The following is an 18,586-nucleotide window of genomic DNA, read 5'->3' as shown; positions in this document are numbered from 1 at the left end:
AGCAGCCACCATTGAAAGAGTGCGTAATAGCTCACTGGTCGAGTGACTCTGCGCCGAAAATGTAACGGGGCTAAACACACCACCGAAGCTATGGATTGACGAAAGTCAGTGGTAGGGGAGCGTTGTGTACCGGAGCGAAGGTAGACCGGAAGGACTGCTGGACTGTACACAAGTGAGAATGCCGGTATGAGTAACGAAAAGACAAGTGAGAATCTTGTCCGCCGAAAGCCTAAGGGTTCCTGAGGAAGGTTCGTCCGCTCAGGGTTAGTCGGGACCTAAGGCGAGGCCGAAAGGCGTAGTCGAAGGACAACAGGTGGAAATTCCTGTACCACCGTAAGCCGTTATGAGTAATGGGGTGACGCAGAAGGGTAGTCGTGCGAGCGGATGGATGCTCGTCCAAGCAGTGAGGCTGATGTGCAGGCAAATCCGCGCATCGTAAGGCTGGGCTGTGATGGGGAGGGAAATGTAAGTACCGAAGGCGATGATCTCATGCTGCCAAGAAAAGCCTCTAGCCAGGCGAAGGTGCCCGTACCGCAAACCGACACAGGTAGGCGAGAAGAGAATTCTAAGGCGCGCGGAAGAACTCTCGTTAAGGAACTCGGCAAAATGACCCCGTAACTTCGGGAGAAGGGGTGCCCCGGTAAGGTGAATAGCCTGAGGGGGCCGCAGTGAAAAGGCCCAAGCGACTGTTTAGCAAAAACACAGGTCTGTGCGAAGCCGCAAGGCGAAGTATACGGGCTGACGCCTGCCCGGTGCTGGAAGGTTAAGGGGAGTGGTTAGGTGCAAACCGAAGCTGTGAACCGAAGCCCCAGTAAACGGCGGCCGTAACTATAACGGTCCTAAGGTAGCGAAATTCCTTGTCAGGTAAATTCTGACCCGCACGAATGGCGTAACGACTTGGGCGCTGTCTCAACGAGAGATCCGGTGAAATTTTAATACCTGTGAAGATGCAGGTTACCCGCGACAAGACGGAAAGACCCCATGGAGCTTTACTGCAGCTTGATATTGAATTTGGGTACGATCTGTACAGGATAGGTGGGAGCCTAAGAAGCATGAGCGCCAGCTTGTGCGGAGGCGACGTTGGGATACCACCCTGATCGTATCTAGGTTCTAACCTGGGTCCGTGATCCGGATCGGGAACAGTGTCAGGCGGGCAGTTTGACTGGGGCGGTCGCCTCCTAAAGAGTAACGGAGGCGCCCAAAGGTTCCCTCAGAATGGTTGGAAATCATTCGAAGAGTGCAAAGGCAGAAGGGAGCTTGACTGCGAGACAAACAGGTCGAGCAGGGACGAAAGTCGGGCTTAGTGATCCGGTGGTACCGAATGGAAGGGCCATCGCTCAACGGATAAAAGCTACCCTGGGGATAACAGGCTTATCTCCCCCAAGAGTCCACATCGACGGGGAGGTTTGGCACCTCGATGTCGGCTCATCGCATCCTGGGGCTGAAGTAGGTCCCAAGGGTTGGGCTGTTCGCCCATTAAAGCGGTACGCGAGCTGGGTTCAGAACGTCGTGAGACAGTTCGGTCCCTATCTGTCGCGGGCGCAGGAAATTTGAGAGGAGCTGTCCTTAGTACGAGAGGACCGGGATGGACGTACCGCTGGTGTACCAGTTGTTCCGCCAGGAGCACCGCTGGGTAGCCAAGTACGGAAGGGATAAGCGCTGAAAGCATCTAAGCGTGAAGCCCCCCTCAAGATGAGATTTCCCAATTCGTAAGACCCCTTGTAGACGACGAGGTAGATAGGTTCGGGGTGGAAGTGCAGCAATGCATGCAGCTGACGAATACTAATCGGTCGAGGGCTTAACCCTAATACCCAAGAAAGTGAAGAGGAAGCTGACGAAGCGGAATCCGAATACTTTTTCGGGGCTCGAAAGAACAAACAAGCTTATGTTGAATTCGCTGCTAGTTTTCAGGGCATAAGTTTTGCTTAAAGCAAAGCTTATTGTACTTGATTTGTTGTGTCTACATTGGAGAGATACCCAAGTGGCTATAAGGGGACCCTCTGCTAAGGGGTTAGACTGCGTAAGTGGTGCGAGGGTTCGAATCCCTCTCTCTCCGCCACTGATTTTGAATGTATGGCGGCGTAGCTCAGCTGGCTAGAGCGTACGGTTCATACCCGTAAGGTCGGGGGTTCAAGCCCCTCCGCCGCTACCAAAACACATTGACATGCCAATTGTTAATGTAGTAAAATATTGCTTGTCGTTAAATGGAGGCTTAGCTCAGCTGGGAGAGCATCTGCCTTACAAGCAGAGGGTCGGCGGTTCGATCCCGTCAGCCTCCACCATAAAGTTTTCTTGCCGTTGTAGCTCAATTGGTAGAGCAACTGACTTGTAATCAGTAGGTTGGGGGTTCAAGTCCTCTCGACGGCACCAGTAAATTAATTGAATACGGAGCTGTGGTGTAGAGGCCTAACATGCCTGCCTGTCACGCAGGAGACCGCGAGTTCGAATCTCGTCAGCTCCGCCATTTCAATTCTTTTTTTTTGCCCGATGATCCCTCCTGTATGGCTCGGTAGCTCAGTCGGTAGAGCAGAGGACTGAAAATCCTCGTGTCGGCGGTTCGATTCCGTCCCGAGCCACTTTTTTACAATATTCCACGGAGGCTTAGTGAAGTGGCTAAACACGGCAGACTGTAAATCTGCTCTCTACGAGTTCGGTGGTTCGAATCCATCAGCCTCCACCACTTACGTTTTGAGCCATTAGCTCAGTCGGTAGAGCACCTGACTTTTAATCAGGGTGTCGAAGGTTCGAGTCCTTCATGGCTCACTTTTTTAACATCGAAGAGACCTCAGCGGTCTCTTTTTTGCTGTGTAGGAAACTATCGGAAGCAAGTTCTGTGGATAAGGGGGCTCCCCAAAAATAATCGGTATATGCTTCGAAGGTTATCTTCACTTTTGGGGGATTTGTTCCTGTTCTTTTAGCTTCGGGAAAGTGATTCCGCCATGCGGAATGACAGCCACAGACTGACCGGGGTCCGACAACATCTCCTCCAATTCGGCCTGCAGATCACTAACCGCCTGAAACCCGCATAATTCAACAAAAGCAGACGGCATCGCGGAATAAAGACGCACCTGATGACTGCGAAGCACCTGGTCGATTTGTAGAATTTTATGCGCGCCCAGCACAAACTCCCTCTTGAGTTCGGAACACATCTGCTCTCTGTTCTTGCCGCGCTCCAGCCACTCCTGCAGCGCAGGATTACCGTAGTGTTCCGAACACTCGGCCAGCAGCAGTATACGTCCCCCGGTGCGGGTGACAGCCGCCGCATTCCGCAACGATTTCACAGCTTGATAGAGATTCTGATCTTTGGGGTGCCCTCCCGCCGAGCAGATCACCGTGTCATATTTTTGCCCAACTTCTACGATAAAGCGTTCGCGTACAGTGGATATTCCCCTCTTGTGGGCTTCAATCACATCGCCTGCGACACAATCCATGATCTCCTGCTGATGATTTACAATCACATTGAACAAAAAATGTACCGGAACAAACTGCTGCGCTTCGACTAAATCTTCATGGATTCCGTTATCGGTCTGGCCGAGCTCTGCTTTGATCTCTAAAGAATAACCGTGGTTGATGGAGATGGATTTTTTGGAAGCCGTCCCTGGAAACAAAGCTTTGACCCCTCCCGATATGCCCACAAGCGCGTGGGGTTCAATATTCCCCGTAGCAATGCGTAGGCCGGCCTCCACCACCGAACGGTTGATTTCAACCGGCGTGCCTCGTGAGGTGGTCCCAACATAAACACAATCCTCGCCGAGCGGCGAATGGTTAACCACCTTAATCCGAGAGTATACCTGCTCTCCAACCAACTGAATGAGCTCGGTCTGAGTCATTTTGCGGTGAGTCCCGACTGCTGCGACGATACTGATGTCTGCATCCTGCAGCCCCCCCTGATTCAGTTCCGTTAGCAGCAGCGGGAGAAACACATCACTGGGGCAAAGACGGCTCTTGTCGCTTACCAGTATGACAGCTTTACTGGCACTCGCTGCAAGCTCCTGTAACCGCGGGGAACTGATCGGCTGCAGGAGGGATCGCTTCATCAACATATGCGGATCCGCAGCAGGTGCGGAGTTATAACGGATCCAGTGCAGGTTAGGCCGTACGGGCAACTCGATCTGTGTCAGGTTTTTGCCGTAAGGCAAAGTGAAGGTCGATTTCATCGTGCAAAAACTCCTTTTGGCATCAGTTATAAAATTCCATATTCCGTTTAAAAGTAGGTATCACGTACAGTAGGAGCTATTTTCCAACCGTAATCAAGAATGGTTCTTTCCTGGCTGGGAAATCTATGGTTATCCATCTTGATGCTGTAGGAACCCGGAGTGCGGCTCATTCAAAAAGGGGGTTCACCGATTTGAAATTTATCATTCCTTTGATCACAAGCTTCGGTATTGTCTTACTACTGGTGCCTTTTGTCAAAATGTTGGCTGTAAAATACGGCTTTGTAGATCGGCCCACCAACAGGAAAATTCACCGAAATCCCATTCCTCTTATGGGCGGGGTAGCCATTTACATAGGCTGTGTCATTTCGTTGATATTATTCCTTGGCATATCCGATCAAACCTTGTCGATCATTGCCGGGGGAACGGTTCTTGTGCTGGTCGGGCTGCTGGATGACGGATTTAAGGCAAAAGGACGGGAATTTCCTGTCTGGCCCCGCTTAATCGTATATATCGTGGTGTCGTCGGTTCCTTTATGGTTCGGGATTGAGATTATCGGAATGACGAATCCGGCCCATATGGAAATGGTTTTCTTCCCTGTATGGTTAGTCTGGCTCGGCACAATGGCATGGGTGTTCGGGATTACAAACATGGTTAATTTTATCGATGGCGTAGACGGTCTTGCCTCTGGCATCGTAACCATTTCCTCTTTGACTCTGCTGATCGTTTCGGTCATACAAAAGCAGGAGGAGCCGGGCGTCATGTCCGCCATTCTGGCCGGTGCGGCAATTGCGTTTCTGCTGTTTAATTTCCATCCTGCCAAAATCTTCATGGGAGACGCGGGCGCGATATTTCTCGGGTATGCTTTGGCTGTTATTGCGATAGACGGCGCTTTTAAAAGCGCCACATTTGTGTCGATCCTGGTCCCCGTTCTGGCGCTTGGCGTGCCAATCCTGGATACGGTCATTGTGTTCTCCCGCAGATTTATGCAGGGGAAAGGGCTTCACACCGCAGACAAGCTGCATACTCACCACAGCCTGATGCAGTGGGGATTGACGCAGACTCAGACGGTCTCGTTCCTGTATCTGGTGGGCGCTTTGTTCTCGTTGCTGTCCATCATTCTCATGCTGTCTTTTAGCTGAATAATAACAGCTGGCCAGAAGCTGACTGCTTTCGCTCTGCAGGACAAGGGGGAATGCCTCAAATCGGGGGATTCTCTTTTTTATGTCTATTATTCCATAATCCGAGAGGCACAATATGTTACAATAAAACGAAGAGTACAGAGAAGAAGGAGCCGACAGAATGGATTGGGAGCAAATGAAGGAGCAGCTGCAGAGCATTTTGAAAACGCATTTGTCGATAACAAAAGTGACGGAAGCAGTGTGGAACCGGGCCACGAACGAGTCTCCCTCCGCGGATTCGGCAGCTCAAAGCGTGGTGCAGGAAAATAAAGTTTTATTTTATCTGGAGAATCAAGGCCGGGATATCACTGCCCTGCAGGTGGATCAAGAGGCCATTTCCGAGTCGGAAAGAAGGCTGATTGAGCTCACGGTTGAAACAAAGCGTTCCTCCGCACAGAAAAAGCAGCAGTCGGGCTGGGGCTCCGAGGATGAAAGAAGGGCCTTGGCGATCGGCGAATGGCTGAAGCAGCAGATGGAACAAGGAGTGACGAATGCCGAAACGCCCGACGCTCTCACGGCCCAGGTTTCTCTATATTCAAATCAGGTGCCGATTCTTTTATACGGGGAATATTCGCCTGTAAGGCGGGTTCATTATGCCGATTTAAAAAAGCTTCTGGAATCCTTTTTCGATATTGAAATTGCCCTCATTCCGTTGATGGAAAAAGAATGGCTCATTCTCGCCTCGGAAACGATTCTCGCCGGCGCGTCGAACGAGGATAAGGACAGCGAAGAAGAAGACAGCCTGGAGCAGAATCTTGAAGATTTATGCGGCGGATTGTATGACATGCTGTCCAATGAATGGGTTGGCGAGTGCCATCTGTCCATCCACTATCCTATCAAACCGGTGAAGTCTTTATTAGCTGCTGTGTCCGGTCTGCGGGAGACGATGATGCTGGGCAAAACGTATCATATCGCCGACAATGTTCATTTTCCATGGAACCTGCAGCTGGAGAAGCTTCTTCATTTAATTCCCGATGCGGAGAAGGAGCTCTTCCTGGAAAAGGTGCTTAACCGGATGGATTATGCGGTGGACAATGAGACGCTGATGACTCTGGAAATGTTCTTCTCTTTGGACTGCAATGTGAGCGAGACCGCCAAGAAGCTGTATATCCACCGGAATACGCTGCTTTACCGTCTGGATAAGTTTAAAGGGGAAGCGGGCTACGACGTCCGTACGTTTTCGGATGCCGTGTTGGTAAAGCTGGCGCTGCTATTGTATAAAGTGACGAAAAGGATTTAATTTTTTTGTGAACATTGTGCATAGTCACAGGTGCCTGACTGAGTTAAGATATAATTATCCAATAGGGAACTGTACAGGGTACAGCGTCCGGCAAGAATCTATTATTCGGGGGGATTCACTCATGGCAGGTGTTCGTTTAAATCATATCGTCAAAAAGTATGCAGGCAACGAAGAAGCAACGGTAAAAGACTTTCATCTGGAAATTAAAGATAAAGAATTTCTGGTTCTGGTAGGGGCTTCAGGCTGCGGTAAATCCACTACTTTGCGCATGATCGCAGGGCTTGAAGAAATTTCCGAAGGCGAATTGTACATCGGCGACCGTCTAGTGAACGATGTAGCGCCGAAGGACCGCGATATCGCGATGGTGTTCCAGTCCTACGCGCTTTATCCGCATATGAACGTATACCAGAACATGGCGTTCGGTTTGAAGCTGCGCAAGTTCAAGAAAGCCGACATCGATGCCCGCGTTCGTGAAGCCGCGAAAATCCTTGATATCGAGCATTTGCTGGATCGTAAGCCGAAGGCTCTTTCCGGCGGACAAAGACAGCGTGTCGCCTTGGGCCGCGCGATCGTTCGTGAACCGCAAGTATTCTTGATGGACGAGCCTCTTTCCAACCTGGACGCCAAACTTCGCGTACAAATGCGCGCTGAAATCAGCAAATTGGCCAAGCGTCTGGAAACTACTGTAATCTATGTAACGCACGACCAAACCGAAGCGATGACAATGGGCGACCGTATCGTCGTTATGGATAAAGGCATCATTCAACAAGCTGCTTCTCCTGAAGAAATCTACACTAACCCTGTAAATATGTTCGTTGCCGGTTTTATCGGATCTCCTTCGATGAACTTCATTTCCGGAACCTTGTCCGATGAAGGCGGTAACCTTACTTTTAAAGCAGAAAATGTAAAACTGGTAGTTCCTGCAGGCCGCGCGAAAACTTTGAAAGACAAAGGCTATGCAGGCAAAGAAGTAATCATGGGCGTACGTCCGGAAGATATTCATGAAGAGCCCGTATTTCTTGAAGCTTCCCCTAACTCCGTAATCAACGCAGACATCGAAGTTTCCGAGAACCTCGGCCACGAGATGTACCTGTACCTGACAGGAGTAGGCAAGGGTACTATCATCGCCCGTGTAGACGGCCGTGCCGGCCTTAAAGAAGGCATGCAGGTGAAGCTTGCTCTGGATATGAATAAAGTTCACTTCTTTGATAAAACAACAACCGAGTCCATCTTGGTTAACGCTTAATTTTTATAGAATATAAGAGCCAGCTGTTCGCAGCTGGCTTTTTTCGTGCGGTTGAACACGCTCTTCGCTTTATGGGCTGGGGATTAGAAGACCCTTGCAGGGGTTGCTTTCAAAGATCAATTCCATTACGATGAGGATATCGAAAAAAAGGAGTCTGTTCGTATGGCTAAAGGTGTGAAATCGTCCGAGCTGGCCGCTAAATTTAATTTGGAAGTGCTTGCCGGGGCAGAGGGCTTGAAAAGATTAATTACCACGGCGGATTTATACCGTCCGGGCCTGGAGATGGCGGGATATTTTCATTATCATCCCACGGACCGCATACAGATGCTTGGAAGAACCGAACTTACATTTTATGAAACCTTATCCAAAGAACAGAAAAGGGACCGCATCCAGCGGTTGTGTGAATCGCCCGACACTCCATGCTTTGTAGTGACCAGGGGTTTGGACGTTCCACCGGAATTGCTCGAACAGGCGGAGAAGTCCAGCGTTCCTATACTGCGGGGGAATCTGGCGACAACGATTCTGGCGAGCCGGATCACCAATTTTCTGGAGAATAAGCTGGCCCCGACCACGACCATCCATGGAGTGCTAGTCGATGTGTACGGAATCGGTATGCTGATAACCGGAAGCAGCGGAATCGGCAAGAGCGAAACCGCATTGGAGCTCGTCAAAAGAGGACACCGGCTTGTGGCGGACGATGCGGTGGAAATCCGGCAGCCGGCTGAGAATGTCCTGGCGGGGAATGCCCCTGAACTGATCCGTCATTTGCTGGAAATCCGCGGCGTCGGTATCATAAACGTCATGACCTTGTTTGGAGCGGGAGCTGTGCGCAATGTCAAAACCATCAGCGTGGTCGCCCAACTGGAAACGTGGCAGCAGGATAAGCAGTACGATCGCTTGGGCCTGGACGAGGAAACCACGCGGATCATCGATACGGATGTGCCGCTGGTCACCATTCCGGTTCGTCCCGGACGAAATCTGGCCGTTATCATCGAAGTCGCCGCGATGAACTATCGTTTAAAGCGGATGGGATACAATGCGGCGTTGCAGTTCACGAATAAACTGACAGAATCATTGTCGGAAGATATAGACGACTTGGAATAAAAAGTAATTTTTGAATAGGTGAGCTTTAGAAAGGGGTTTGCAATGTACACTGCAATAGATCCGGTCGCCATTGCTCTGGGGCCGCTCAAAATTCATTGGTATGGATTGATTCTTGGCGCCGCCGCATTGGTGGGAATGTTGCTCGCCGCCCGCGAAGGCAAACGCTTTGGAATTCCCGCGGAATTTTTCATGGATATGCTGTTGATCGGAGTGCCATCGGCTATCATCGGGGCACGTATTTACTATGTAGCTTTCAAATGGGATTATTACAAATCCCATTTAGCTGAAATACCTGCCATATGGTTAGGTGGCATTGCCATCTATGGGGCTCTGATCGGCGCGATCATCGGGGCATATTTTTATTTTCGGGCGAAAGGCTATAATTTCTGGAGAATTGCGGATATCTGTGCCCCGGGGCTTATTATCGGACAAGCGATCGGGCGTTGGGGGAATTTTATCAATCAGGAAGCGCACGGAGAGCCTGTGCAGGAATCGTTTCTGCGGAATACGCTTCATCTGCCTGATTTTATCGTAAACCAGATGAACATTGAGGGAACGTTCTATCATCCTACGTTTTTATATGAGTCTTTATGGAACCTGGCAGGTTTAGCGCTTTTGCTGCTGCTAAGGCGCCAGAGATTTTTAAGGGCGGGAGAGCTGTTCCTCAGTTATTTTATATGGTATTCCATCGGCCGGTTCTTTATCGAAGGGCTGCGTACGGACAGTTTGGCTTTTGACGGTCCCGCGTGGCTCAAATCCATTATGGATGCGCTTTGGTCGCCAATGACCGTTCTCTTCGAGCCGGGAAATATGGCCTACGGAAATGTGAGAATATCTCAGCTGTTGGCAGTCATTATCGTTGCAGCGGCTGTAATAATCATCGTTGCGCGCAGAAAAATGGGATATGCCGATCAAAGGTATCCGGACCCGATAGTATCGGCCAAAGCGCCAAAGGCTCCGAGAGGGGAAGTATCCGACAAACCTTTGGCAAATGACCCGCAAAATTTAACCTAACGGTGCAGAAGGAGCTGTCCGCAGTCATGATAAAAGTTGTTTTATTCGATTTGGACGGCACGATTATCAATACGAACGAACTGATACTGGAAACTTTTATGCATGTGTTGAAGGGCATCACCCCTATTGAATATACGAGAGAGAATCTGATTCCGCATATGGGGCGTCCTCTGATCGACCAGTTCCGCAATTTTACGGGCAAGCAGGAAGTGGACGAGTATATTCAAGCTTATCGGGAATACAACGTCTCCCGCCATGACGAGCTGGTGACGGAGTTCCCGATGGTCAAGGAAACGATGTCTGAGCTGCAAAAGGCTGGAGTTCGCATGGGGATTGTAACAAGTAAAGTAAGAAAGACCACACATATGGGACTTAAGCTTTGCGGACTGGACGGGTTTGTGGAAACGATCGTCACCGTAGAAGACGTGACAGATCCCAAACCGCATCCGGAAGGAATTCTGAAGGCTTTGGGCGAGTTAGGTGCGAGCCCGGAGGACGCCGTTATGGTCGGAGACAGCCACTACGATATCGAGGCCGCCCAGAATGCGGGAGTTACCTCGGTGGCCGTAGCTTGGTCCTTGAAGGGAATGGATTACCTGAAACAATACAAACCGGATCATATCATCGATACGATGCCGCAGCTTTTAGATATCGTTGGAGTAGAGAGGGGTTAACCTTGAGAAGGACGGAGAGATTCCCGGTGGAAGGGCCTAATTCGCTTTGGCAGATCTACAAGACGGTCAGCCCTTGGAAAGGGATGTGGAATTTTGTATGGATCAGCCTGGCAAGGTTTTCACCTTCCCTCCGTTTCAAGAATTGGATCTTCCGCAGTATGCTTCGAATGAAGGTTGGGAAAAACACGGCGTTCGCTCTGATGGTGATGCCGGATGTTTTCTTTCCGGAAAAGATTTCGGTGGGGGATAACTCCGTCATCGGGTACAATACGACGATATTGGCTCACGAATATTTAATACATGAATACCGGCTGGGCGAGGTAAGGATCGGCGCCAATGTCTTGATCGGCGCCAATACAACCATACTGCCGGGAGTCAGCATCGGGGATAACGCGGTTGTTGCGGCAGGGGCTGTAGTCCATAAAGATGTGCAGCCGGGCAGCTTTGTCGGGGGAAACCCTCTTCGGGAGCTGGATGATAAGCGTGGGGTCTGACCACCCGCCATGCTGCGCCGCAAAGCGCGGCTGCGATCGAAGTTTGGAAGCGGCCTGTGACTGTAACGCGTTTGTTGCTTTGACTGTTGTTTTGCCATGCTGGGTGATCGAAGCTTGAATGCGGTCCGTCACTGTTTGTGCTGATCCTCCAGATCCTGCCTTTCCGATTCAATTTTGTTTGTTGGGGTTACAAATAGATAAGCACCACAACAAATCAGCGAAAAGGAGTTGGATCCAATGCTAGGATTACTAATCAGTATTATCATGGCTATCGTCATAGGTCTTATCGGAGATGCTATTGTCAGAGCGGACATGCCTGGCGGAGTTATCGGTTCCATGATCGCAGGCTTTGTAGGGGCTTGGATCGGCAACCTGCTGTTTGGCCATTGGGGTCCGAACATTGCCGGTTTTGCCATCATTCCAGCCATTATCGGTGCAGCATTGTTCGTGTTCCTGGTCGGTCTGGTATCCAGAAGCTTCCACAGAGCATGATAGAGACAGAGCAGATTAAATATCCCGCTGGCAGCGGGATATTTTTTTTGAACTTTAAATAATATCTGTTCGGATCTTTTTCTAATCGCTAATTTGAGTTTGGAGAAGGGTGCACTTTCTGCGACATTGCCCAATATTGGAAATCATAACAATTAACATTGACTGTCAATATAAGAGAGTGGTAAACTACGTTTACCCTCTTTAATTTGGTAGTATGGTAGCGAACTAAAGCGAATTGAAAGACGTCGAGGTGATCGATTTGTCCAAACCTAAAGTATTTGAGAAGCCGACAGGCGTAAAGGATTTTTTGCCTGCCGCGGTTTCCAGGCTGCGTAAAATAGAATATCAGGTACTTCAATGCATGGAACGCTGGGGATATCATCAAATTATAACACCAACGATGGAATATTACGACACGGTAGGTATTTCAAGCGCTACGGAAGACAAGAAGCTGTTCAAGCTGTTGGACCGCAAGGGCACGACTCTGGTGCTGCGGTCCGACATGACGGCGCCAATTGCCCGGGTGGTCGCTTCTTTATTGAAAGAGACGCAGTTTCCTATCCGGCTGTCTTACCACTCCAATGTATTTCGGGCGTTCGATGACGAAGCGGGACGGGAGTCGGAATTTTTTCAAACCGGGGTCGAGCTAGTGGGAGATGCCTCTCCCGAGGCGGACGCTGAGATCATCGCCTTGGCGATTGCCAGCCTGCAGGCTGCCGGCGTTCAAAATTTCAAGATTGCCATTGGCCATATCGGCTTTTTGACCGGGCTGTTCAATGAGACGCTCAAGGGCCGGGAAGACCTGCAGAGCCAGCTCAAACAATTTTTGTTAAACCGTGATTATGTGGGCTACAGAGAAAAGATTCACGAAGTCACCTCTAACGCGGACGTACTGAAGGAATTGGAAGGAATTCTGCGGCTGAGGGGCGGTCAGGAAATTTGCAAACAGGCTTCCGTAGTGACACAGGATCCGCTTGCACAGCAGTCGATCCGGCATCTGTGCGAAGTGTGGGACGCGCTGAAGGATTACGGAGTCACTCCGCACGTCATGATTGACTTGACGATGCTTGGCGATTTTTCCTATTATACAGGGATGACGTTCGAAGGGTATGCCGCCGATCTGGGATTTCCCGTATGCAGCGGAGGAAGATACGACAACCTGTTAAAACAGTTCGGCCGCCCGGCGGGGGCTACGGGTTTTGCGCTCAAGACGAACCGGATTCTCGAGATTCTATCCCAGTCCATGCCTGAGGAAGAGCCCGGCAAGGTGCTCGTTCAGTACGGTGCAGGCCAACGGGCAGAGGCGCTGAGGTGCGCCGGTGAGATGCGCAGCCGCGATGGGCTCATCGTCGTCACCCGGCTCGTGAAGGGAAAGGAAGAGGCGCGGACCGAACGGCTTCAGGACGGAAGCGTACGCTGCGCGGACACCGTGTATCAAGACGTGATTTCATTTATATAAGATGGAGAGACTTTAATCTTCGATTAAAGGTCCCTATATAATAATGCCAGGAAGGAGGCGGACTATGAGCGAGCTGTTGAAAGTGGCTATGCCCAAGGGGAGGATTTACAAGCAAGCTTCCAAGCTGTTCCGAAGCGCGGGCTTTCCGATTGTGGACGAGATGGATGAATCCCGCAAACTGATTGTACAGGCGCCGGAGGCGGGAATGGAATTTATTCTGGCCAAGCCTGTAGATGTGCCGATTTACGTCGAGTACGGCGTGGCGGACATCGGAGTGGTGGGCAAGGACGTGCTGATGGAAGAGAACCGCGATGTATATGAGCTGATGGATCTGGGCATTGCGCGGTGCAGGATGTCCGTCATCGGTCTGCCGGATTGGAAGCCGACCCCCAATCCGAGAGTCGCTACGAAGTATCCGAACCTGGCATCCCAATATTTTCGGGAGCGGGGCCAGCAGGTGGAAGTTATCAAATTGAACGGCTCGATAGAGCTGGCGCCTTTGATCGGTTTGGCGGACCGGATTGTGGATATGGTGGAAACCGGCCAGACTCTGAAGGAGAACGGCCTGGTGGAGCAGGAAGAGATGTTCGCTATTACAAGTCGTTTGATCGCGAACCGGGTAAGCTACCGGATGAAGAACGAAGCGATCCAGAAGCTGTGCGATAAGCTGCAGGCTGCGCTGGCGGTCGGAGCGAAGTAGACAGGCGGCAAGCGTTGACGGAAAGAAAGGGTTGGATTTCAGCAAGTAAATTGCGAAGGGGGAGTGTACTGTGGGAATCAGGATCATGCCTGCTGGCGAGTTTCAGCTGCGAAGGGAATTGGACTACGGCACCGAGGAACAGAACGCCACGGTATTGGAGATCATCCGCAGGGTAAGAGCGGAAGGAGACGCCGCGCTGTTCCGCTATGCAGAGGAGCTGGACCGGGTGAAGATCGGTGATCTTCGCGTGTCTGCCGAAGAGATCCAGAAGGCTTACGGGCGGGTGGACAGCGAGTTCCTGGAGGCGCTGCGCGAGGCCGCAGCGAACATCCGGGCTTTCCATGAGAAGCAGAAGCGCGGCTCATGGATGGATCTGCAGCCCGACGGCAGCATCGTCGGGCAAGTGGTTCGCCCTCTGCACAGAGTAGGCGTGTACGTGCCGGGAGGCAAGGCAGCCTATCCTTCCTCTGTGCTGATGAATGCGATTCCCGCAGCGGTCGCGGGGGTACGGGAGATCGTCATGGCGACGCCGCCGGCAACGGCGGGCGCGCAGGAGATCAACCCGTACATCCTGGTGGCGGCCGCCGAGGCGGGAATCACCGAGATCTACCGCGCAGGCGGAGCGCAGGCGGTAGCGGCTCTCGCTTACGGCACGGAGAGCATCGCGCCGGTTGACAAGATCGTGGGCCCCGGCAATATCTATGTCGCCCTGGCCAAACGCTACGTGTTTGGCGCTGTCGACATCGATATGATCGCGGGGCCCACCGATATTACGGTATTGGCCGATGAAACGGCCGATCCGCAGTTTGTGGCCGCCGACCTGCTGGCGCAGGCCGAGCACGATGAGCTGTCGCCGGCGGTGCTGGTGACGCCGGCGCGTGAGCTGGCCGAAGCCGTACAGGCGGAGGTGGAGCGGCAGCTGGCCGAGCTGCCGAAGAAGCATATCGCGGAGGTATCGATCGCGAACAAGGGGGCCATCCTCCTCGTCGATTCCATAGACGAAGGGATTGAGGTCGTTAACCGGCTCGCGCCGGAGCATCTGGAACTGCTTGTGAACGAGCCTTTCTCCTGCCTGGCCCGAATTGAAAATGCGGGAGCGATTTTCCTTGGGCCTTACAGCCCGGAGCCTGTCGGCGACTACTTCGCGGGACCGAACCATGTTCTGCCCACGAACGGAACGGCGAGGTTCTCGTCTCCTTTGAACCTGGACGATTTTATCAAGAAATCGAGCGTAATCTCCTACAGCCGGGAGGCTCTGTTGAACAACGGCCGAAAGATCATTTCCATGGCGCGCCACGAAGGGCTGGAAGGCCACGCCCAAGCGATAGAAGTACGGCTTGCTAAAGAAGGGGAAGCATAATATGAGCGAACAATTCAACTTTACGGGAAGCCGCACCTCGTCTGTGGCCCGCCGTACGAACGAGACGGATATCCGGCTGGCTTTTCAAGTCGACGGCAGCGGGGTTTCGGACATCAAAACGGATGTGCCGTTCCTGAACCATATGCTGGACCTGTTTACAAAGCACGGCCAATTCAATCTTCGCGTCGACGCTAAGGGAGATATCGAAATTGACGACCACCATACGGTGGAGGATATCGGAATCTGCCTCGGGCAGACACTGAGAGAAGCGTTGGGCGACAAAAAGGGAATCAAACGCTACGCCAATGTCTTCATCCCAATGGATGAGGCTTTGGCCCAAGTGGTGATCGATATAAGCAACCGGCCGCATTTTGAATACAGGGCGGAATATCCTTCTTCACAAATAGGGAGCCTTACTACGGAGCTGATCCACGAGTTTCTGTGGAAGTTTGCGCTCGAAGCCCGCGTTACCCTTCACGTGATCGTACATTATGGGAAAAATACCCATCACATGGTCGAAGCGGTGTTCAAAGCGCTGGGCCGCGCGCTCGATGAGGCGGCAACCGTGGACCCGCGTGTGCAAGGAGTGCCTTCGACGAAGGGAGTGCTGTAAGATGATCGCGATTATCGACTATGGCATGGGCAATCTTCACAGCGTCTCGAAAGCCGTCGAAAGGCGGGGTTACAGTAGCGTGATCACCTCCGACGAACAGACGATTCTGTCGGCCGACGGGGTCATCCTGCCCGGCGTTGGCGCGTTTGGTGATGCAATGCGGAATCTGGCCGAAAACGGACTGCGGGGAACGGTACAAAAGATTGCGGACTCCGGCACGCCTCTCCTCGGCATCTGTCTTGGCATGCAGCTTCTTTTCAGCGAAAGCGAAGAGCATGGCCGCCATGAAGGACTGAATCTGCTTCCGGGTAAGGTCGTTCGGTTCAAGGGGGACTACAAGGTCCCTCACATCGGCTGGAACCGGCTTGAGTACCGGCAGAAGAGCCTTCTTTTTCAAGATCTCGAGGAAGGGCACGTTTATTTTGTCCACTCTTATCATGTCATTCCGGACCGTAAAGAGGATCTTCTCGCTACCACGGGCTATTTTCAGGATGTCACGGCTATTGTAGGTAGAGATAATCTGTTCGGAATGCAGTTTCACCCGGAAAAAAGCGGCGATGTCGGCATCAAGCTGCTCGGCAATTTTCTCAATCTGTGCAAAAACAAGGTGCGTCAATAAACCGCAGGGGGTCCGATATGTCTTCATTCATTATTTATCCGGCGATCGATATTCGCGGGGGCAAATGCGTTCGTCTCGTCCAAGGGGACTATAACCGGGAAACCGTGTACAACGAAAATCCTTTGGAGGCCGCCATGCTGTGGAAAGCGCAAGGAGGCCGCTGGATCCACTTGGTCGATCTGGACGGCGCGAAGGCGGGCCATCCGGTGAACGACCGTTTGATCGGCGAGATTGCCGGCAGCGTGGGAGTGCCCGTTCAAGCGGGCGGGGGCATCCGTACGGAACGGGATGTGGAACACATGCTGTCGCTGGGCGTCTCCCGTCTTATTCTGGGAACGGCCGCGATTGAAGACCGCGCCTTTGTCGAAAACGTGCTGCGTGAGTACGGCGACCGTATTGCCATCGGCATCGATGCCCGCAACGGCTGTGTGGCCACCCGCGGTTGGCTGGAAACTTCCGAAGTGAAGGCGGAGGAGCTTGCCAAATCTCTTGCCGACAAAGGCGCGAAGACGTTCATCTTCACCGACATCTCCCGCGACGGCATGATGGGCGGGCCTAACGTGGAAGCTATCGTGCAGCTTGCACAAGCTTCGGGCCAAACCGTGATCGCGTCGGGGGGCGTAAGCCGTTATGAGGATCTTGCCGCCCTGTCGCAGCATTCGCAGGAAGGCGTAGGCGGCGCGATTGTAGGCAAGGCGCTCTACACGGGCAGCATACAGCTGGAAGAAGCCCATAAGCTTTTGTCCAAATAACGATCGGCAGCGGAATGCACAGGATATCGGATCAATAAAAAGGAAGTGAGAAACGAAGGTGCTTGCGAAAAGAATTATTCCGTGCCTTGACGTCAAAGACGGCAGAGTGGTCAAAGGTGTGAACTTCGTCAATCTGAGGGACGCCGGAGATCCGGTGGAGCTTGCCGCCATTTATGACCGGGAAGGCGCAGACGAGCTCGTCTTTCTGGATATCTCCGCGTCGGTGGAAGGCAGGGCGACGATGGTCGAGGTGGTCAGAAAAACAGCCGGAGAAATCACCATCCCATTTACCGTGGGAGGCGGGATTTCTTCCGTGGAGGACATGAAGCGGATGCTGCGGGCAGGGGCCGACAAAATCGGCGTCAACACGGCTGCCGTGAAAAACCCCCAGCTTATCTCGGGCGGAGCGGCCAAGTTCGGCTCGCAGTGCATTGTCGTTGCCATCGACGCCAAATACAATGAAGCTTGGGGAGAGTGGGAGGTATTTACCCACGGAGGCCGCAACAGATCAGGGATCAGGGCCTTGGAATGGGCCCGCGAAGCGGAGCGGCTCGGCGCGGGGGAATTGCTCCTTACGAGCATGGACGCGGACGGAACCAAGGATGGATTCGACCTGAGGCTGACCAAGGCGATTTCGGAAGCCGTCGGCATTCCTGTTATCGCGTCCGGAGGAGCGGGCACCGCGGAACATTTTTACGATGTATTTACGGAAGGGAAAGCAGACGCGGGGCTCGCGGCTACCATTTTTCATTATAAAGAACTGACGGTCGAAGGGGTCAAACAGCAGCTGAAAAACAGGGGAGTGGAGATTCGATGACAGAGAAAGACGCTTTATACGACAAAATTCGCTGGGACGCCCAGGGATTGGTGCCCGCCGTCGTGCAGGACGCCGTATCGAAGGAAGTGCTAATGCTTGCTTACATGAACAGGGAATCGTTGGAGCAGACTTTGCAAACCGGGGAAACCTGGTTCTGGAGCCGGTCGCGCAAAGAGCTTTGGAACAAAGGCGCAACCTCGGGCAATAAGCAAAAGGTGCGCTCCGTGGCCTATGACTGCGACGGAGATACCCTGCTGGTCAAGGTGGACCAGACGGGAGCGGCCTGCCATACAGGCAAATACAGCTGCTTCTTCGAGCAGATTCCTTTGGCGGAATCAGAAGCCGACTCGGTTTCTGCCGAACCTGCGCAGGGGAACCCTTTTGAAATTTTGTCAAAATTGGAGGCCCTGATCGCATCCAGAGAAGCGGAGCGCCCGGAGGGCGCTTACACCACCTATTTGTTTGAAAAAGGCATCGACAAGATTCTGAAAAAAGTCGGCGAAGAGACGGCGGAAGTCATCATAGCGGCCAAAAACCGCAGTAACGACGAGCTTCGCTACGAAGCAAGCGATTTGATCTTCCATATGATGGTGCTGCTGAGAGAAGCGCGTCTCCCTCTAAGCGAATTGATGATGGAATTGGAACGCCGCCACACCAAATAAACGCG

The 18,586-nt window shown here is 52.3% G+C and carries 17 protein-coding genes, 8 tRNA genes and 1 rRNA gene (1 of these 26 only partly in view); 25 read left to right on the top strand and 1 reads right to left on the bottom strand.

The features are described 5' to 3' along the window. The 9 genes from ACZ5N7_RS13545 to ACZ5N7_RS13505 all read left to right on the top strand — a co-directional run. Nucleotides 1-1,806, top strand: a 23S ribosomal RNA gene (locus ACZ5N7_RS13545) (it extends 1,119 nt beyond the left edge of the window). Between the two features lie 161 nt (nt 1,807-1,967). Further along, nucleotides 1,968-2,059, top strand: a tRNA-Ser gene (locus tag ACZ5N7_RS13540). Between the two features lie 16 nt (nt 2,060-2,075). Then, nucleotides 2,076-2,152, top strand: a tRNA-Met gene (locus ACZ5N7_RS13535). 54 nt (nt 2,153-2,206) lie between these two features. After that, a tRNA-Val gene (locus ACZ5N7_RS13530) sits at nt 2,207-2,282 on the top strand. Nucleotides 2,283-2,294: 12 nt separating this feature from the next. Then, nucleotides 2,295-2,370: transfer RNA gene (locus ACZ5N7_RS13525), tRNA-Thr, on the top strand. 17 nt (nt 2,371-2,387) lie between these two features. Further along, nucleotides 2,388-2,464 (top strand) — tRNA-Asp (locus tag ACZ5N7_RS13520). Nucleotides 2,465-2,503: 39 nt separating this feature from the next. Beyond that, nucleotides 2,504-2,576 (top strand) — tRNA-Phe (locus tag ACZ5N7_RS13515). 19 nt (nt 2,577-2,595) lie between these two features. Then, a tRNA-Tyr gene (locus ACZ5N7_RS13510) sits at nt 2,596-2,680 on the top strand. A 10-nt stretch (nt 2,681-2,690) separates the two neighbouring features. Continuing rightward, a tRNA-Lys gene (locus tag ACZ5N7_RS13505) sits at nt 2,691-2,763 on the top strand. A 122-nt stretch (nt 2,764-2,885) separates the two neighbouring features. Here ACZ5N7_RS13505 and ACZ5N7_RS13500 read toward each other — a convergent pair. Next, nucleotides 2,886-4,157 carry a nickel-dependent lactate racemase family protein gene (locus tag ACZ5N7_RS13500; RefSeq protein ID WP_464654861.1) on the bottom strand — a complete coding sequence of 424 codons (1,272 nt, stop codon included), beginning with the start codon at nt 4,155-4,157 and terminating at the stop codon, nt 2,886-2,888. A gap of 191 nt (nt 4,158-4,348) precedes the next feature. On the opposite strand from ACZ5N7_RS13500, the gene ACZ5N7_RS13495 reads away from it, so the two are divergent. The 16 genes from ACZ5N7_RS13495 to hisIE all read left to right on the top strand — a co-directional run bounded on the left by ACZ5N7_RS13495 (nt 4,349) and on the right by hisIE (nt 18,581). Next, the gene (locus ACZ5N7_RS13495) at nt 4,349-5,296 is read left to right on the top strand and encodes an MraY family glycosyltransferase (protein WP_464654859.1); all 948 of its coding nucleotides are present in this window, start codon (nt 4,349-4,351) and stop codon (nt 5,294-5,296) included. A 160-nt stretch (nt 5,297-5,456) separates the two neighbouring features. Beyond that, nucleotides 5,457-6,575, top strand: coding sequence for a PucR family transcriptional regulator (locus tag ACZ5N7_RS13490; RefSeq protein ID WP_464654857.1), 1,119 nt, complete (start codon nt 5,457-5,459; stop codon nt 6,573-6,575). Between the two features lie 121 nt (nt 6,576-6,696). Next, complete coding sequence (locus ACZ5N7_RS13485) at nt 6,697-7,821, top strand: ABC transporter ATP-binding protein (protein ID WP_464654855.1); 1,125 nt, start codon at nt 6,697-6,699, stop codon at nt 7,819-7,821. Nucleotides 7,822-7,983: 162 nt separating this feature from the next. Then, nucleotides 7,984-8,925, top strand: a complete 942-nt coding sequence (hprK, locus tag ACZ5N7_RS13480) for an HPr(Ser) kinase/phosphatase (RefSeq protein WP_464654854.1) — start codon at nt 7,984-7,986, stop codon at nt 8,923-8,925. 42 nt (nt 8,926-8,967) lie between these two features. After that, the gene (gene lgt / locus ACZ5N7_RS13475) at nt 8,968-9,939 is read left to right on the top strand and encodes a prolipoprotein diacylglyceryl transferase (RefSeq protein ID WP_464654852.1); all 972 of its coding nucleotides are present in this window, start codon (nt 8,968-8,970) and stop codon (nt 9,937-9,939) included. A gap of 26 nt (nt 9,940-9,965) precedes the next feature. Beyond that, nucleotides 9,966-10,613: a pyrophosphatase PpaX gene (ppaX, locus tag ACZ5N7_RS13470; RefSeq protein WP_464654851.1), complete on the top strand. Its 648-nt coding sequence runs from the start codon at nt 9,966-9,968 to the stop codon at nt 10,611-10,613. Nucleotides 10,614-10,615: 2 nt separating this feature from the next. After that, nucleotides 10,616-11,107: an acyltransferase gene (locus ACZ5N7_RS13465; protein ID WP_464654850.1), complete on the top strand. Its 492-nt coding sequence runs from the start codon at nt 10,616-10,618 to the stop codon at nt 11,105-11,107. Between the two features lie 237 nt (nt 11,108-11,344). Further along, nucleotides 11,345-11,599, top strand: a complete 255-nt coding sequence (locus ACZ5N7_RS13460) for a GlsB/YeaQ/YmgE family stress response membrane protein (RefSeq protein ID WP_464654849.1) — start codon at nt 11,345-11,347, stop codon at nt 11,597-11,599. 259 nt (nt 11,600-11,858) lie between these two features. Beyond that, complete coding sequence (locus ACZ5N7_RS13455) at nt 11,859-13,058, top strand: ATP phosphoribosyltransferase regulatory subunit (RefSeq protein ID WP_464654847.1); 1,200 nt, start codon at nt 11,859-11,861, stop codon at nt 13,056-13,058. Between the two features lie 64 nt (nt 13,059-13,122). Further along, nucleotides 13,123-13,758 (top strand): ATP phosphoribosyltransferase, encoded by a 636-nt coding sequence (gene hisG, locus ACZ5N7_RS13450; RefSeq protein ID WP_464654845.1) that lies wholly within the window; start codon nt 13,123-13,125, stop codon nt 13,756-13,758. A 76-nt stretch (nt 13,759-13,834) separates the two neighbouring features. Then, complete coding sequence (gene hisD, locus ACZ5N7_RS13445) at nt 13,835-15,118, top strand: histidinol dehydrogenase (protein ID WP_464659271.1); 1,284 nt, start codon at nt 13,835-13,837, stop codon at nt 15,116-15,118. A 1-nt stretch (nt 15,119) separates the two neighbouring features. After that, nucleotides 15,120-15,731 (top strand): imidazoleglycerol-phosphate dehydratase HisB, encoded by a 612-nt coding sequence (gene hisB, locus ACZ5N7_RS13440; protein ID WP_464654843.1) that lies wholly within the window; start codon nt 15,120-15,122, stop codon nt 15,729-15,731. Between the two features lies 1 nt (nt 15,732). Continuing rightward, a complete protein-coding gene (hisH, locus tag ACZ5N7_RS13435; protein ID WP_464654842.1) occupies nt 15,733-16,350 on the top strand; it encodes an imidazole glycerol phosphate synthase subunit HisH in 618 nt (205 codons plus the stop codon). A 17-nt stretch (nt 16,351-16,367) separates the two neighbouring features. After that, nucleotides 16,368-17,102, top strand: coding sequence for a 1-(5-phosphoribosyl)-5-[(5-phosphoribosylamino)methylideneamino]imidazole-4-carboxamide isomerase (gene hisA, locus ACZ5N7_RS13430; protein WP_464654840.1), 735 nt, complete (start codon nt 16,368-16,370; stop codon nt 17,100-17,102). Nucleotides 17,103-17,160: 58 nt separating this feature from the next. Then, on the top strand, nt 17,161-17,919 hold the full coding sequence (hisF, locus tag ACZ5N7_RS13425; protein WP_464654838.1) for an imidazole glycerol phosphate synthase subunit HisF: 759 nt from the start codon (nt 17,161-17,163) through the stop codon (nt 17,917-17,919). Beyond that, complete coding sequence (gene hisIE, locus ACZ5N7_RS13420; RefSeq protein ID WP_464654836.1) at nt 17,916-18,581, top strand: bifunctional phosphoribosyl-AMP cyclohydrolase/phosphoribosyl-ATP diphosphatase HisIE; 666 nt, start codon at nt 17,916-17,918, stop codon at nt 18,579-18,581. The genes hisF and hisIE overlap by 4 nt, the downstream gene beginning before the upstream one ends. The last annotated feature ends 5 nt before the right edge of the window (nt 18,582-18,586 follow it).

Source organism: Paenibacillus sp. JCM 18996 (genome assembly GCF_055392555.1).
This window is presented reverse-complemented; position numbering and strand designations above follow the sequence as displayed.

What these genes read in the sequence shown, in the direction of transcription:
- hisB (WP_464654843.1), top strand. Translation starts at nt 15,120, where the DNA reads ATGAGCGAACAATTCAACTTTACGGGAAGCCGCACCTCGTCTGTGGCC.
- ACZ5N7_RS13485 (WP_464654855.1), top strand. Translation starts at nt 6,697, where the DNA reads ATGGCAGGTGTTCGTTTAAATCATATCGTCAAAAAGTATGCAGGCAAC.
- hisIE (WP_464654836.1), top strand. Translation starts at nt 17,916, where the DNA reads ATGACAGAGAAAGACGCTTTATACGACAAAATTCGCTGGGACGCCCAG.
- hisH (WP_464654842.1), top strand. Translation starts at nt 15,733, where the DNA reads ATGATCGCGATTATCGACTATGGCATGGGCAATCTTCACAGCGTCTCG.
- ACZ5N7_RS13490 (WP_464654857.1), top strand. Translation starts at nt 5,457, where the DNA reads ATGGATTGGGAGCAAATGAAGGAGCAGCTGCAGAGCATTTTGAAAACG.
- hisA (WP_464654840.1), top strand. Translation starts at nt 16,368, where the DNA reads ATGTCTTCATTCATTATTTATCCGGCGATCGATATTCGCGGGGGCAAA.
- ppaX (WP_464654851.1), top strand. Translation starts at nt 9,966, where the DNA reads ATGATAAAAGTTGTTTTATTCGATTTGGACGGCACGATTATCAATACG.
- ACZ5N7_RS13460 (WP_464654849.1), top strand. Translation starts at nt 11,345, where the DNA reads ATGCTAGGATTACTAATCAGTATTATCATGGCTATCGTCATAGGTCTT.
- lgt (WP_464654852.1), top strand. Translation starts at nt 8,968, where the DNA reads ATGTACACTGCAATAGATCCGGTCGCCATTGCTCTGGGGCCGCTCAAA.
- hprK (WP_464654854.1), top strand. Translation starts at nt 7,984, where the DNA reads ATGGCTAAAGGTGTGAAATCGTCCGAGCTGGCCGCTAAATTTAATTTG.
- hisG (WP_464654845.1), top strand. Translation starts at nt 13,123, where the DNA reads ATGAGCGAGCTGTTGAAAGTGGCTATGCCCAAGGGGAGGATTTACAAG.
- ACZ5N7_RS13500 (WP_464654861.1), bottom strand. Translation starts at nt 4,157, where the DNA reads ATGAAATCGACCTTCACTTTGCCTTACGGCAAAAACCTGACACAGATC.